General features: G+C 44.7%; 11 protein-coding genes. 4 read left to right on the forward strand and 7 right to left on the reverse strand.

Annotated features, from left to right (window positions below; genetic code table 11):
- Together H8B19_RS09915 and H8B19_RS09920 are read right to left on the reverse strand one after the other, a co-directional pair.
- A complete protein-coding gene (locus H8B19_RS09915) occupies nt 1-747 on the reverse strand; it encodes a SapC family protein (protein ID WP_186506666.1) in 747 nt (248 codons plus the stop codon).
- Nucleotides 748-896: 149 nt separating this feature from the next.
- Nucleotides 897-3977 (reverse strand): TonB-dependent receptor, encoded by a 3081-nt coding sequence (locus H8B19_RS09920; protein WP_186506667.1) that lies wholly within the window; start codon nt 3975-3977, stop codon nt 897-899.
- A gap of 480 nt (nt 3978-4457) precedes the next feature.
- Here H8B19_RS09920 and H8B19_RS09925 point away from each other — a divergent pair, with 480 nt between their 5' ends.
- Both H8B19_RS09925 and H8B19_RS09930 read left to right on the forward strand, forming a co-directional pair.
- Complete coding sequence (locus H8B19_RS09925; protein ID WP_186506668.1) at nt 4458-7580, forward strand: glycoside hydrolase family 3 N-terminal domain-containing protein; 3123 nt, start codon at nt 4458-4460, stop codon at nt 7578-7580.
- Nucleotides 7581-7644: 64 nt separating this feature from the next.
- Nucleotides 7645-8640 carry an aldo/keto reductase gene (locus H8B19_RS09930; RefSeq protein ID WP_186506669.1) on the forward strand — a complete coding sequence of 332 codons (996 nt, stop codon included), beginning with the start codon at nt 7645-7647 and terminating at the stop codon, nt 8638-8640.
- 59 nt (nt 8641-8699) lie between these two features.
- Here H8B19_RS09930 and H8B19_RS09935 read toward each other — a convergent pair whose 3' ends face one another.
- On the reverse strand, nt 8700-9881 hold the full coding sequence (locus tag H8B19_RS09935) for an endo-1,4-beta-xylanase (RefSeq protein ID WP_186506670.1): 1182 nt from the start codon (nt 9879-9881) through the stop codon (nt 8700-8702).
- A 167-nt stretch (nt 9882-10048) separates the two neighbouring features.
- Here H8B19_RS09935 and H8B19_RS09940 point away from each other — a divergent pair, with 167 nt between their 5' ends.
- Nucleotides 10049-10294, forward strand: a complete 246-nt coding sequence (locus H8B19_RS09940; protein WP_186506671.1) for a hypothetical protein — start codon at nt 10049-10051, stop codon at nt 10292-10294.
- Nucleotides 10295-10296: 2 nt separating this feature from the next.
- Here the strand turns inward: H8B19_RS09940 and H8B19_RS09945 are convergent, their stop codons facing one another.
- From H8B19_RS09945 to H8B19_RS09955, 3 genes are read right to left on the reverse strand one after another with little or no spacing between them, the layout of a single operon-like run.
- The gene (locus tag H8B19_RS09945; RefSeq protein WP_186506672.1) at nt 10297-10926 is read right to left on the reverse strand and encodes a hypothetical protein; all 630 of its coding nucleotides are present in this window, start codon (nt 10924-10926) and stop codon (nt 10297-10299) included.
- Nucleotides 10927-10968: 42 nt separating this feature from the next.
- Nucleotides 10969-12261: a phosphopyruvate hydratase gene (eno, locus tag H8B19_RS09950; RefSeq protein ID WP_186506673.1), complete on the reverse strand. Its 1293-nt coding sequence runs from the start codon at nt 12259-12261 to the stop codon at nt 10969-10971.
- A gap of 50 nt (nt 12262-12311) precedes the next feature.
- Nucleotides 12312-13943, reverse strand: coding sequence for a CTP synthase (locus H8B19_RS09955; protein WP_186506675.1), 1632 nt, complete (start codon nt 13941-13943; stop codon nt 12312-12314).
- Between the two features lie 331 nt (nt 13944-14274).
- On the opposite strand from H8B19_RS09955, the gene H8B19_RS09960 reads away from it, so the two are divergent.
- Complete coding sequence (locus H8B19_RS09960; protein ID WP_206683175.1) at nt 14275-14667, forward strand: Dabb family protein; 393 nt, start codon at nt 14275-14277, stop codon at nt 14665-14667.
- A 93-nt stretch (nt 14668-14760) separates the two neighbouring features.
- Here the strand turns inward: H8B19_RS09960 and H8B19_RS09965 are convergent, their stop codons facing one another.
- Entirely contained in the window at nt 14761-15231 is a 471-nt protein-coding gene (locus tag H8B19_RS09965) for a Dps family protein (RefSeq protein ID WP_186506677.1), read from the reverse strand.
- Nucleotides 15232-15462 lie beyond the last annotated feature (231 nt).

Here is a 15462-nt window from a genome sequence, read left to right on the forward strand (position 1 = left end):
TTACTCGCCTGTCTGGCTGTCCTGGTTATTTTTGCGTTCAATTAATTTGCCAATATTACTGGTTGAAGCAACAACAGCGTAAGCCAAAGATAAAAATCCCTGCTGATTTAATTGTTGTAATTGTTCAGCAGACAAATTGCGCAGAGCGTTTTCATTAATGGTGTAATTACCAACCAGGGAGCGTTTCTCACCTGATTTAAGTTCAAAATTAATATTAACCGGCTCGATAAGTCCACAGCTTTCAAATGCCGTGAACATGGCGGATTGCATTTGAATACCCTGGTGCAAAACCTCCAGTAGTTTAGATATGTGCTGTAGATAGGGGCTGTTGCCTCCCTGTTCGAGAAACAATTCTGCACCTTGCTGTTCATTTACTTTAGGGTGTTGCATATCGATATGTACAACCGGTGTTTTGACGGCTTCGCCTTGTTCCTGCTGAGTTTGATAACCAATCATAAAGGGACCACGTGCCACACTGGCCGGCACATAAAATGCTGCCCAGCCACTTGGATGAGTGGCATCTAAATACACATTTTCGTTTTGTTCGGTGCCAAGTAATACCGTGGCCTGAAACTGGTTTGAGTCGGCATCTTTACGAAATAAAATTGCATACTCTTTTTGTAATTCAATAAATTCAGTTGGAAATACCTGAACACTGGCAACCGCATCACCTAACTCAGCACTAAATGAAGCAATAACCCGGGTACTCTGATGTTGGATATTATTAAGTAAAACTGTTTGAGACATAACACACTGCTCATTTCATAAGGTGGCTTTTGTGCCACCGTTTTAGTTAAATTTTATTTAACCACAGACAGTTAGGTAATTAAAATTGCGGAAATAAAAGCCGCTCGAAAGCGGCTTCTATTGTTTTTGTCAAACCTAATGTCTGAACCTTAGAACACGTAACGTGCACCCACCTGATAGCGAGCACCTAAATCGGTCAGGTACCACATCATGGCTTCATTACGTGCGTGAGAGCGGCTGTTTTCACCTGTGATGTTCAGACCTTCTGCAAAGATGGTCAGATCTTCGCTGATGTCATAGCTCACGTTTACATCAATCTGGTGATAGGCTTCTACATAACGCGGGTTATTTGAACCACCTTTGTTAACTTCTGCCAAATACTCATCACGCCAGTTGTAGGCAATACGTGCCTGAATGCCGTCTTTTTCATACATGGCAACCAGGTTAGCTGTATCACTCAAACCGATCAGGGCAAACTGTGAATCATTTGGATTCGCTTCGTTATTAAAGCCCACATCTCCACGTACCAAGGTGTAGTTGGCTGATACACCAAATCCAGTTTCACCAAAGAAATGTTGTACGGCTAATTCAGCACCATACAGCTTGGCTTCACGGTTGTTATCCGGTGTACTGGTACGGAAGGTTACTAACGGATCGTCACCATTGGCTTGTAAATCGAAACCATTATGGTTAGCCAGGAAGTCAATTTGTTCCTGTGTGCCAGTAAACTGAGGGTTAGCACCGTATTCAGCAATCATATCCGGATGGGTTTGATACTCACGGAACACCATCATGGCATACAAATAAGTATCATCCAGTGGGAAGCCAGCATCCTGTACAGCCTGAGCTGCAGCCAGTGCCCGGGGACCTGAAGTGACGTCTCGAATACCCAGCAAGGTCTGGTCAACTTGTTTGTTACCAATGAAGTTAATAACGTTTTTCTGGAATAAACCCACAGACGCATAGCTGTATGGTGTGTAATAGTATTCCAGTGACAAATCAAAGTTAGAGGATTCAAGTGGCAACAATCCCGGGTTAGAAGCGTCTGCAGTAGGCTGCGCACCTAACAAGGTTGAACCACCGCCACCACCAAAGTTGGATGCTGATACACCCAGGCTACCCAGTCCAGCACGCGAAATGGTTTTGCTGAATGAGAAACGGCTGATTAACTCATCACTAATATGCAACGTAAAGTCGAGGCTTGGCAGCATATTGTCGTATTTAGCCGTTGCAGATGCTGGTTCTGGCGGTATGCTGCCATCTACATAGGCGATGATATCGTTATTGTCTTCCCAGTTAAAATAAGTAGTATTCACTAATGAGCTGGAATCAAGATCCGTTTCTTCATAACGAAGACCGGCTAAAACATCAAACTCCATTCCACCGATTTCGCCCATCAAAGCAACCTGGAAATAAGCCGCCATGGTATCTTCTTTTACCAGATTATCGGTTGATAATGCCGATTCAGACTCGGTGGGTCTATCAGCATAACGAGGGATTTGTAATGCCGCGTCATAAATTGCGACCGGATCGGCAATAAAGCCATAACCGCCTGCACGTGTGTCGTAATCATCAAATTCGTTAGGTAAATCGAAAGGCTGAATAAGATCGCCAAATTCGCCCGGATGACCAACGTTCCAGTTACCCAAAGCAATGTTGTTACCTGCAGTCTGGAAGGTATGAGATTCCATCGAGCGGGTTTCGATACCAAAATCAAAGCGGCCGTCATCAAACTCGTATTTACCATCCAGTTTAACCTGGGTGATTTCGGTCTTCTGACCGGCATTACGCAAACGAGCAATGGATGAACCCACATCTAACGGATCAACCTGACCATTGACATTGGCCCCTTTGCCCGGTGTGGCATCGTTATATACATTGAGATAGGTGGGTAAATCACCACCGAACCACCATTCACGAGATTGAACAATAGGCGCACCTAAACCAACCGCCAGTTCACCTGTGTTACGGGGACCGGTACCGCGGCTGTACATTTCTGAATCATGGGCATCCAATACAAAACTTAAATTATCATTTACACGATAATCCAGATTTAAACCGAGTGATTTAAGGGTATTGGTTTGTTCACGCCATTGTTGCTCGTAACCTTCATCTACTGCACCTGGTGAATAATCTTCCATCATGTAGATAGGTACTTTTACGGCGTTGTTGTCAAATTCGACAACCTTGGTATTGCTACCAGTTTGAACCCAGTTAGTGATTTCACCACGATGTTCCTGAATTTGATTTTCAGCGAAGGTGTAATCTACTGTCGCTGTAAAATCATCCTGTGGGCGGAACTGTACGGTTAACTGTGCATTGTCACGGGTACGTTCTGTATTAGAAAACGCGTAACGAATATCATTAGGACGTGCGTATAGCTGGCCCTGGTCAGGGGCATTACGGTATTCCGCTGCGGTGGTGTTCCATAAACGGTCTGCATCGGCCAAATCATCCCAGTAATCCACATTCCAGTCGTTTACGGTTGCACCGGTATAACCTGAATCACGTTCCTGATGACTGGCGGTTAAACTCACACCCAAAGTGGAATCATCATTGGCAAAACTAATCAGGCCAGCAACTTCTGGTGTAATATCATCGCCGGTGCGATTAGTGGTGTCATTAACTGCTTTCACGCTCGCCGATGCTACCAGCCCATCACGATCCAATGGCTTGGCGGTGATAACGTTAATAGTTGCACCAATACCACCGGTTGCAATATTAGCTTTACCTGTTTTGTAAACCTCAACGCCTTTAATCCCTTCCGAGGCCAGGTTTGCAAAATCAAACGCACGGGTGCTACCACCACGCGTCGTACCGTCAGCACCACTACCAGCACCATAGGTGGTCGCCGCAGGCATTACGCGGCCATTCAAAGTGACCATGTTGTTGCCTGCACCAAAACCACGCACTGTCACTTCTGAACCTTCACCGTTAGTACGGCTAATGGATACACCGGTAATACGCTGCAATGATTCCGCTAAGTTAGTGTCCGGGAATTTACCAATATCTTCAGAGGAAATGGCGTCAACCACACCCATGGATTCACGTTTAATGGCTGTTGACGCTTCCAGGCTGCCGCGGATACCGCGTACCTGAATAACTTCAACGTCGTCTGCATTTTGTCCATTTGCATCCTGAGCTATTGCTGGGGTCAGTACAGCGCTGCCCAGTAACAAAGAGATACTGGTGGACAATATCGATTTGTTAAATGTCTGATGTTTTTTCATTTGTTGTTGTCCGTCTTGTCTTTTTGAATGATCCAAAACTGCAACTACATGTATCAATTGATCACTGGTCTCCTGCAGCTATCAATACATGTAATTATTTGGTCGACGTCAGTAGCCGGTATATTTGTGTTTGCTGCTTGCACAAAAAACAATCGTTCTGGCTACTCTGAAAACGATTCTAACGACAACCTTGTTAATGTAATGTTGTAAAAATGCGTTTTCAGATTGCTATTTTTAACAAAAATAAAACATTATACAAACGTTTTCATTTGATTTTTACAAACGTTTACATTCAAACCTTTTTCTACTTCAGCAAAAACAAAGGCTGCAGCAATATAAAAAAATTTGTGCACCGATATAAAAGTTGATGAAAATTTCTGAACCCTTTAGATTTATGATAGAAAACGATTACATATGAAATGCTTATCCCCTATACTGCGGAATTTATTGTGTTAAAAAACAGCTAACAGGCTCAAATCTATGAAGATAAAAAACAGACTGGTAGTGGCTGCAATCCTGTTGTTGCATTTGTTAACGGCATGTAGTCAGGCCGATAAGGCCATTTCTCAGGGGCAAACTAAAAGCACGCAAGCAAGTGAGAGAGCGTTTGTTAAAGTTGATGCAGGAAAGCTGACCTTGCAGGGCAAGCCCTATTATTTTGCCGGGGCTAATTTTTGGCAGGCTGCCTTGTTGGGGGCGGCGCAAAAGCCGGGTGACCGGAAGCAGCTCATCAGAGAGCTGGATGCCTTAAAAGCCAATGGTATTTCTAATCTTCGTATTTTGGCGGTATCTGAATCCAGTCAGTTAACGCGTGCACTTTCACCAGCCGTGCAATCGTCTCCGGGGCAGCTTCAACCTTATTTGCTGGAAGGGCTGGATTTTCTGTTAGCCGAAATGGCCAAACGCGATATGAAAGCGGTTTTGGTATTAAACAATTTCTGGCAATGGTCAGGTGGTATGGCGCAATACGTGGCGTGGAATTCCAATCAGTCGGTATTTGATCCTGACGTAACGGGTGACTGGAGTGGATTTATCAAAAATGCCGCGGGTTTCTATTCACTGGAGAAAGCACAGCAACAATATCAAAGTGTAATTCGCCAGGTGATTGAGCGCCAAAACACCATAAGTGGCGTGACTTACAAAAATGATCCCACCATCATGAGCTGGGAATTAGCCAATGAACCTCGTCCAGGAGCGGATGCATCGGATGTTGCTAATGTAAGTCACTATATTAACTGGATTGATAACACGGCTAAGCTGATTCACCAACTTGCCCCTAAACAGCTGGTAACCACGGGAAGCGAGGGGATTATGGGCTCATGGAATGATGACAGCATCTACCTTAAAGCGCATATGTTGCCATCGGTGGACTACATTACTTTCCATGTTTGGCCGAAAAACTGGGGCTGGATTGATATCAAGTCACCGGACACAAGCTACGACCAGGCGTTACAAAAAGCCAAAGACTATGCAGCCAAACATATCCAGTTTGCTGCACAGCTTAACAAACCGGTTGTGATGGAAGAGTTTGGCCTTGAGCGTGACGGTGGTTCATTTAAACCTGCTGCAGGTACTAACTGGCGTGATAAATTTTTTAGCGATTTATATCAGTACTGGTATCAGGCTGCTAAAGCTGGCGCCAATATTGGTGGCAGTAATTTTTGGGCATGGAGTGGTGAAGCACGGAATAATCGTGAAGACTCTGTTTGGCAAACTGGCGATGCCTTTTTAGCCGATCCACCACATGAACCACAGGGCTTAAATTCGGTGTTTGACACTGATAAGTCAACTCTTGCTGTGATTAAGCAGCATGCTGAGAAAATGGCCGGGTTAGCAAACCAACCAACCATTGCACAAAAAGTTGACGCTTTAATCAGCAAAATGTCGCTGGCAGAAAAAATCGGCCAGATGACTCAGGCTGAGCGTAATCATGCCACACCACAAGACGTCAAAGACTATTTTCTTGGTTCGATTTTAAACGGTGGTGGTTCGGTACCGGGCAATAATACCCCACAAGACTGGCGCGAAATGATCGATGCCTATCAGCATGCCGCGCTTTCTACCCGTTTAGGCATACCGTTTATCTATGGTACCGATGCGGTACATGGTCATGGTAACGGTAAGAATACTACCCTGTTCCCGCATAATGTGGGTTTGGGAGCAATGCGTAATCCACAGCTGATGGAACAAATCGGCCGTATCACCGCAGCTGAAACCACTGCCTTTGGCGTGCACTGGAATTTTGGTCCTGCATTATGTGTGTCACGGGATGAACGCTGGGGCAGGGCGTATGAATGTTACGGCGAGCAACCTGAAATCGGTGAATCTTATGCAGGCCTCTATGTGCATGGCAGTCAGGCTACTGGCCAGATGTTAGCTACCGCCAAACACTGGGTAGGTGACGGTGGCACCACCTACGGTACTGGTGATCACGAATACATTATCGATCGCGGTGATACCCGCGTTAGCATGGACGAATTGCGTAATATTCATATAGCCCCGTATTTGCCAGCCTTTGAACAACATGTTGGTTCTGTGATGTTTTCCTATAGCAGCGTTAATGGTGTGAAAATGCATGAAAACACCCATTTAAACAACGAGATACTAAAAGGTGAATTAGGCTTTGACGGCTTTGTGGTATCCGACTGGCAGGCGATTGAAGAAGTACGGGGCGAAACCAACCGTGAACGTATTGTACGTTCAATCAATGCTGGCCTTGATATGGCGATGGAGCCTGAGTTCTGGAAAGAATTTATCCAGGATTTAACTGCCGCCGTTAATGACGGTGAGGTGCCAATCAGCCGCATCGATGATGCTGTGCGCCGTATCCTCACGCAAAAATACAAACTGGGGTTGTTTGAACGCCCCTATTCGGCAGATCGTTCAGTACCTGCTGAATTAGCAGTAGGCACTGATGAACACCGCGCCGTTGCCCGTGAAGCGGTGGCTGAATCACTGGTCATGCTCAAAAATGACAACAATCTGCTACCGTTTAAAAAGGATGCCAGTATTTTTGTGGCGGGCAGCCATGCTAATAATATTGGTTTGCAGTCGGGTGGCTGGAGTATTCAGTGGCAGGGTGAAAAACAATCCAATAATCAGGGCACCACGATTCTTGCAGGTATAAAGCAGCAGGCCAGCAATGTGACATTTAGCGAAGATGGTAGCGGCGCTAAAGGTCATGATGTGGCCATTGTGGTAGTAGGCGAAGATCCTTATGCCGAAGGTTGGGGCGATTATAATGTGCCACCTTGTCAGTACTGTCAGCCGCTAACTTTAAAACCTGAACAAGTTGAAACCTTGAAACGGGTTAAAGCATCGGGTGTACCTATGTTAGTGATCCTGATCTCAGGTCGTCCTTTATTGATTGCCGATCAGATTGGTGACTGGGATGCATTGGTTGCAGCCTGGTTACCGGGCACTGAAGGTGCAGGTGTAGCCGATGTGTTATTTGGCGAGCACGCGATGGGCGGAAAATTAAGCGTAAGCTGGCCTCGCACCTTGCAACAAATTCCAATTAATGTCGGTGATAAAAATTACGATCCCTTGTTTGAATACGGTTTTGGTTTAACGTACGAAAAGACAATGACTAATCAGCAATAGCTGATTAGTCATTGTGGACCTTTGTTTGTTAAAATCGCTTTTTTAGCCACTTCAGGGAATAAGTATGACTTATCAGGCTGCATCCGATCGTTACAACGATATGGTTTATAAGCGCTGTGGTAACAGCGGTTTATTATTACCATTTGTCTCTTTAGGTTTATGGCACAACTTTGGTGACATCGCGCCTTTTGATGTTGCCAAAGACATGATTTTCCGTGCCTTTGATTTGGGTATTACCCATTTTGATTTAGCCAATAATTACGGTCCGCCTCCAGGTACTGCCGAATCCAATTTTGGTAAAATCTTACACCAGCATATGGCGCAATATCGCGATGAGATGGTGATTTCCAGCAAAGCTGGTTATCTGATGTGGGATGGCCCTTATGGTGAATGGGGATCGCGTAAGTATTTGATCAGCAGTTTGGATCAAAGCCTCAAGCGCATGCAGCTCGACTATGTGGATATCTTCTATTCGCACCGCCCTGATCCACATACGCCACTGGAAGAAACCATGGGCGCGCTGGATAGCATCGTACGCAGCGGTAAAGCCTTGTATGTGGGCATTTCTAATTACAATGCTGCGCAAACACGCAGAGCGTTAGAAATTCTGGATGATTTAGGCACACCTTGTTTAATTCATCAGCCGCGTTACAACATGTTTGATCGCTGGACCGAGCAGGATGGCCTGCACGATGTACTGGAAGATAAAGGTGTGGGTTGTATTCCATTTTCACCTTTAGCACAGGGATTACTGACTAATAAATATCTTAGTGGTATTCCTGCTGACTCGCGTGCTGCAGATAAAAATAATCAGTTTTTGTCTGAAAACGATGTATCAGCTGAAAATATCAAGAAAGTGCAGCGTCTAAATCAAATTGCAGAAGCACGTGGTCAAACCATGGCGCAACTGGCTATTTGCTGGTTGCATCGCAAACCCTCTGTTGCTTCGGTAATTATCGGTGCAAGTAAAGTCAGTCAGATTGAAGATATCGTTGCAGCCCAATCTAATTTAAGTCTGACGGAAGATGAAATTAAGGAGATTGATGCCATTTTGGATTAATCCCCAACTGCTTCATTTAAGATATAAAAAAGCCGCGTTAAGCGGCTTTTTTATGGCAATTACATCTTGGCGTTGTTACCCACATCAATCACCTGCTGTAGTGCTTGTTTAGGTGAGCCATCATGATTAAATAACAATGGGTAGTTCGTGCGACCTGCTACCGGCCAGCCGTTTAACCAGGACTCTGCATCGGTTACACCCCAAAAGGTCACGCGGTCGATTTGTTGTTGATGCTTCAGGAATAAACGGAAGATATCAGCATATCTGTCGCCCAGTTCTTTATCTGCTGAAGCCGGGAAGTTTCCATCTGGATATGGGTTGTTTTCTGGTGTCGCTTCAAGTTTATCGATATCCACATTGGCACCAAAAAACTGTTCCCGGCCTAAGTAATCCAGGTCCAACTCAGTGATATGCAATGGCAAACCGGTGGCAGCCAACACAGTAAGGGTATTGTCGATTTCATCCAGTGTTGGGGTTTTCATGCCCCAGTGACCCTGAATTCCGATCGCATCAATCGGTACACCACGTGCTTTAAAATCATTAACCATGGCAATCACTGCACTGCGGCGACCTTCGCGGGTCATGCCATAGTCGTTATAGATTTTGATCGCATCGGCAGGTAATACATCATTGGCGATATAAAAGGCTTGCTCGATAAAATCGTCACCGATGATTTGGTGATAAAGCGAATTACGCAGGCTGCCGTCGTCTTCTATCGCTTCGTTAACCACATCCCAGATTTTGATTTTGTCACCAAAACGATTGGCCATCATGCTGGCGCGTTCACGCATACGTTTAAGTAATGCTTCACGTGATAACAGGTTGCCTTGCTCGTCTTTAAATACCCAGTCTGGGGTCTGGCTGTGCCAGAATAATACGTGCCCTATTGCCTTAATCTCATTACTGTTGGTGAAGTTGACAAAATTGTCAGGCGCGGTGAAACGATAATCATCAGGTTGTGGATTAATCACGCCCCACTTAAAGGCATTATCCATAGTGGCAGCAGAGAAGTGTTTTTTAACCAGTTGCATTTTGGCAGAGTCTGGATGGGCCACTAAATCGTCATTTAAAGTCGCGCCAATTAAAAATCTACCAGCATAGGCCTCTTTTAAGCTACTGGTATTTTTTGTTTCAGGAGTTGTTGCTTGTTTTGTTGAAGTGACATTGTCACCACAGGCAAATAAGCCTGCACTTAAGCTGGCGATAACTGTCAGTTTTTTAAAGGTTGTCATAGTGGCCATTTGTTATCTCTGTATTTGGCTGAGTTGGCGGCAGTATAACAACTCTTTTTTAGCTGTCCCGGCGGTTGCTAAATAAAGTAATGGCTAAAAGAAATTGTTAAACTTTAGTTAACATGCAAGGTCTGATTGAGGTCATAGTTTTTATTTTTGCAGGGATGGTAAAACATATGTCTGTTCACAAAACAAAAATAGTTTGTTTAGCAGGGATAAGTTGTTTGTTAGTGAGTGCTTGTTCCAGTGGTCCCAATATTAATGCAAAAGAACTCGCGTCAGGTGCGTTAGGTGATTTGAGTAATAGTCACATCAGCTATAATCCTGCTCAGTGTCAGGTAATAAAAAGTCGTTGTATGGATGGCAGTTATGCAGAATGGCCAACCAGTGATGGTAAAACCGGTTGCTCCTGTAATAAGTAGCTTTAAAGCGGTTTTTTAGGGTTTTTCCAGTTGATTTGGGTGGAGATCAGCATTTCACGCAGACTTAGCGCTCGTGGTTGCGTTTTACCTTGAGATGTCCAGCAATGACCACTGCAGGCTGCGCCTAAGCTGGTTTTGCTCGGCACCAACAAACGTTTTACCGGTTTGGTGATATGTTGCGATTCACCATTAAAATAAAACCAACCGTGTTTGTTGATATGCAGGCGCTTTTGCGCGGGATCGATTCTATCGACCGAGTCCAGTTCTAACTGGTCGTAACCTGGCTCGCTGATACATACAGCGACCGGCATACCAAAATAGCTGTATTGCTCAAACCACTGACGGGCTTTATCTTCAGACTCGCGATTGATAATCGACTTTGCCGCTTGTTTGCACTGCCAACTGGCATTGTGCAAATCTAAATCCAGCGGGGCTTTATGCTGCAATAAAAAGTGTGCGAGATTACGAATATGGTAACTCAGGCCACCTAATCGTCGTTTAAATGCATCAAAATCATTTGATGTTGAATTAGCCATCATTGACAGTTCCCTTTCATATAACGCACTGCACAGCTCGGCAAAATATTGCTGCTGATGATCATCACGAAAGATATCGGTTTGCTGAACTGACATAGGCGGGGAACAAAAAGGGGTCGTGGCGACCCCTTTGCTGTATTACTGACCTTTGATTTCTTTACGGCCGTTGTAAACTGCCAGCTCACCTAATTCCTGCTCGATGCGCAGTAATTGGTTGTACTTGGCAACACGATCCGAACGACACAAAGAACCGGTTTTGATTTGACCTGCAGCCGTACCTACCGCTAAATCGGCAATAGTTGCATCTTCTGTTTCACCAGAGCGGTGAGAGATAACCGCAGTAAAACCTGCTTCTTTCGCCATGCGGATAGCAGCCAAGGTTTCGGTTAATGAACCAATCTGATTGAATTTAATCAGAATGGAGTTACCGATACCGTTGTCGATACCACGCTTAAGAATTTTGGTATTGGTTACGAACAAGTCGTCACCGACCAGCTGAATGCTGTCACCAATTTTTTTGGTCAGGCTTGCCCAGCCATCCCAGTCGCTTTCGTCTAAACCATCTTCGATAGACACGATTGGGTATTTTTTGGTTAAGTCAGCCAGGAAGTCACCAAAACCTTCTGAATCGAATACTTTGCCTTCGCCTTTTAAGTCGTACTTGCCGTCTTTGTAGAATTCAGACGCAGCGCAGTCCATGGCTAAAGTGATGTCTTTATCCATCACGTAGCCAGCTTTTTCTACCGCTTCAACGATAACGGCTAAGGCTTCTTCGTTTGAACCTAAGTCAGGGGCGAAACCACCTTCGTCACCTACAGCGGTGTTCAAACCTTTGGCAGATAATACTTTTTTCAGGTTATGGAAAATTTCAGCACCCATGCGCAAGGCTTCGCTGAAGCTTTCTGCGCCAACAGGCTGAACCATAAATTCCTGAATATCTACGTTGTTATCAGCGTGCTCACCACCATTGATGATGTTCATCATTGGTACTGGCATGCTGTACTGGCCAGAGGTGCCATTTAAATCTGCAATGTGCTGATACAAAGGAATGCCTTTGTGCGCTGCAGCTGCTTTCGCAGTTGCCAAAGATACGGCCAAAATGGCATTTGCGCCTAAGTTTTCTTTGTTTTCCGTGCCGTCAAGATCAAGCATGATTTGGTCAATGCCTTCCTGATCCAGCGCGTCTTTACCCAACAATGCAGGTTGGATTTCATTGTTTACGGCACCAACCGCTTTTAAAACACCTTTACCTAAATAACGAGCTTTGTCGCCATCACGTAATTCCAGTGCTTCACGTGTACCAGTAGATGCACCACTTGGTGCACAGGCGCGGCCAAAGGCGCCGCTATTTAAATAAACGTCTGCTTCGACGGTTGGGTTACCGCGAGAATCTAATACTTCGCGAGCAACAATTTTGCTAATGCTAGACATGATGTACCCTCATCTAATTTTGTTATGTGCCACAACTATAACGCGGCGAATTAATCGTGTTCTTTATGATAAACGCCCGCAGCTTTCACGAACCCTTCAAACAACGGATGCCCGTCACGAGGGGTTGAGTTAAACTCCGGGTGGAACTGCGCTGCAACAAACCATGGGTGATCTTCTATTTCGATAATCTCTACCAGTTTTTTATCGGTAGATAATCCTGTCACTTTCAGGCCGGCTTTTTCAATATCCGGTCGCAACTGATTGTTCACCTCGTAACGGTGGCGATGACGTTCATGAATGGCGTCGCTACCATAAAGTTGATGAACTTTACTGCCCGCAATCAAATGACACAGCTGACTACCTAAACGCATGGTGCCACCTAAATCAGAATCATCTGTGCGAACTTCAGTACTGCCATCAGCATCCTGCCACTCGGTGATTAAACCCACCACCGGATAAGGTGACTGTGGATTAAACTCAGTACTGTTTGCGCCTGTCATGCCTGCAACGTTACGGGCATATTCAATTAGCGCCACTTGCATGCCTAAACAAATGCCCAGGTAGGGTACTTTATTTTCGCGGGCATATTGGGCTGCAAGAATTTTTCCTTCGATACCGCGTTCACCAAAACCACCCGGCACCAGAATAGCATCTAAACCTTCGAGTAATTGTGAACCTTTGCTTTCGATATCCTGAGAGTCAATATATTTAATGTTAACCGCTACACGGTTTTTCAAACCAGCGTGTTTTAACGCTTCGTTTACCGATTTGTAAGCATCTGGCAGGGCAACATATTTGCCGACCATACCGATGGTTACTTCAAAGTTCGGATTAGACTCAGCATACAATACCTGTTCCCATTCGGATAGATCCGCTTCCGGGCACTCGATATCAAAATGCTTAACCACCAATTCATCCATACCCTGTGATTTTAATACCGCAGGAATGCGATAAATACTGTCTACGTCACGCAGGGAAATAACCGCTTTATCGGCCACGTTGGTGAACAGAGCGATTTTAGAACGTTCATTTGAAGGCAAGGCCACTTCTGAACGGCACACCAGAATATCCGGCTGAATACCGATAGAACGTAATTCTTTGACCGAGTGCTGAGTAGGTTTGGTTTTGGTTTCACCAGAGGCGGCCAAATAAGGCACCAGAGTAAGGTGCATAAACATTACGTGTTTACGGCCAATTTCTGCGCCTAACTGACGACCCGCTTCAATAAACGGCAGTGATTCAATATCACCCACAGTACCGCCAATTTCACAAATAGCGATATCAACGCCTTCAGCGCCTTCAATAATACGACGTTTAATTTCGTTAGTGATGTGTGGAATAACCTGAATGGTCGCACCCAGGTAATCGCCACGACGTTCGCGACGCAACACTTCTTCATACACCTTACCGGTAGTGAAGTTGTTGTTTTTGGTCATGTGCGTGCGAATAAAACGCTCATAGTGACCTAAATCTAAATCGGTTTCGGCACCGTCGTCGGTAACAAACACCTCACCGTGTTGGATAGGGCTCATGGTACCGGGATCAACGTTAATGTACGGATCCAATTTAAGCATTGTTACCTTAAGTCCCCGAGCCTCGAGTATTGCCGCCAAAGATGCCGCTGCAATACCTTTACCCAAAGAAGAAACAACACCGCCTGTGACGAAAATATAATTTGTCATGCGAAATCCAAGATTTAGGTGTTTACAGAATGTTGGTTAGCGCAAGAAATGCGGCTGACCAAAATGAATCAAGACGGGAAAGTATTATAAGTGAAAGCAGCTTTAATGTACATGTAAATGATGTATCAGACCTGTGAGTTTTTAACCTCATCATTGCCTGCGGTTTGCATCATCATGTATTGATGCTTAAGGCTGAATACTGTGAACAAAGCCTAAGCCGATTTTTGTGAGCTGATGGTTGATTTGTTATAAATTTAGCCGCTAGCAAGCTATTTTCGGTCGGGGCTGCGTGATAATTTGAGAAAACATGTCAGGTGAAAAAGGCGAAATAATGAAAAATTTATTATTGGCGTTAATGGCTTATTTAGGAGTGTCGGTAATGGTGCAAGCAGAACAACAGGTAATTGAAGCAGGTGGCTTTGTCCATAGTGTGTATTTCTGGCTACATAATCCCGATAGTCAGCAAGAGCGTGAGGCCTTCGAAAAACACCTGACCACTTTTATTGACGCATCTGATTATGTCAAAAGCAAACATATTGGTACACGAGCATCATCTGATCGTGATGTGGTCGACAGCAGTTACGATTACACTCTGGTTGTCACCTTCGACAACAAAGCCCAGCAAGACAAATATCAGTCGGAACCGGTACATCTTAAGTTTGTGAAAGACGCCTCGCATTTATGGAAAAAAGTGGTGGTATACGATTCACAAAGTATTTTATAAAAATATTAAGGTGGGCTACTAAGTGATTAATTTGGGGGGGCGAATAAGAAAGGCGGCTCAGCCAAGGGCTGACTGAGCCGGAAATATTTTTAATTATTTACGGGTAGCGCGTAACATCCATGCGGTTTTTTCGTGAATACGCATGCGATCAGAAACCAGCGCCGCAGATGATTCATCGTTACCATCCTGTGCAAGTGCCAGTACTTCACGTGCGGTTTTCACCACTTGCTCGTGGCCTTTGGTGAGTAGGTCAACCATCTCACCAGCAGCAGGCACACCTTCTACTTCTTCAATCGAGCTTAATTTGGCAAACTCTTTATAGGTGCCAGGCGCCGGTACATCTAAAGTACGAATACGTTCTGCAATATCATCTACCGCGACTGCCAGCTCGGTATAATGTTCTTCAAACATTAAATGTAATTCACGGAATTGCGGGCCGGTCACGTTCCAATGGAAATTGTGAGTTTGCAGATAAAGCGTGTAAGAGTCAGCCAACAGGCGTTTTAAACCTTCTGCAATTTTTTCGCGGTTTGCTTCGCTGATACCAATATCGATGTTTGTCATTTTAATCTCCATCTTGTTGAAATCGGACCAATCTGGCGTCCGTCGAAATTATATTAAGCATAATTATTGTATGCGTTTAAGAAATACATGGAGGTGATAATTTAGATTTCAAGGTTTAAATTTGGAATGAAAGGGGGGGAGTAAACGGTAATGCCAGTCAGTTAAGCTGACTGGCATTTTTCTTTTTATGGGGATATCGATTTGTTTTCGGTTTTACCCATCTTGGATAAG

Source organism: Neptunicella marina, from assembly GCF_014270035.1.
Classification (GTDB): Bacteria; Pseudomonadota; Gammaproteobacteria; order Enterobacterales; family Alteromonadaceae; genus Neptunicella; species Neptunicella marina.

What these genes read in the sequence shown, in the direction of transcription:
- H8B19_RS09925 (WP_186506668.1), top strand. Translation starts at nt 4,458, where the DNA reads ATGAAGATAAAAAACAGACTGGTAGTGGCTGCAATCCTGTTGTTGCAT.
- H8B19_RS09965 (WP_186506677.1), bottom strand. Translation starts at nt 15,231, where the DNA reads ATGACAAACATCGATATTGGTATCAGCGAAGCAAACCGCGAAAAAATT.
- H8B19_RS09960 (WP_206683175.1), top strand. Translation starts at nt 14,275, where the DNA reads ATGAAAAATTTATTATTGGCGTTAATGGCTTATTTAGGAGTGTCGGTA.
- H8B19_RS09935 (WP_186506670.1), bottom strand. Translation starts at nt 9,881, where the DNA reads ATGGCCACTATGACAACCTTTAAAAAACTGACAGTTATCGCCAGCTTA.
- H8B19_RS09930 (WP_186506669.1), top strand. Translation starts at nt 7,645, where the DNA reads ATGACTTATCAGGCTGCATCCGATCGTTACAACGATATGGTTTATAAG.
- eno (WP_186506673.1), bottom strand. Translation starts at nt 12,261, where the DNA reads ATGTCTAGCATTAGCAAAATTGTTGCTCGCGAAGTATTAGATTCTCGC.
- H8B19_RS09945 (WP_186506672.1), bottom strand. Translation starts at nt 10,926, where the DNA reads ATGTCAGTTCAGCAAACCGATATCTTTCGTGATGATCATCAGCAGCAA.
- H8B19_RS09915 (WP_186506666.1), bottom strand. Translation starts at nt 747, where the DNA reads ATGTCTCAAACAGTTTTACTTAATAATATCCAACATCAGAGTACCCGG.
- H8B19_RS09955 (WP_186506675.1), bottom strand. Translation starts at nt 13,943, where the DNA reads ATGACAAATTATATTTTCGTCACAGGCGGTGTTGTTTCTTCTTTGGGT.
- H8B19_RS09920 (WP_186506667.1), bottom strand. Translation starts at nt 3,977, where the DNA reads ATGAAAAAACATCAGACATTTAACAAATCGATATTGTCCACCAGTATC.
- H8B19_RS09940 (WP_186506671.1), top strand. Translation starts at nt 10,049, where the DNA reads ATGTCTGTTCACAAAACAAAAATAGTTTGTTTAGCAGGGATAAGTTGT.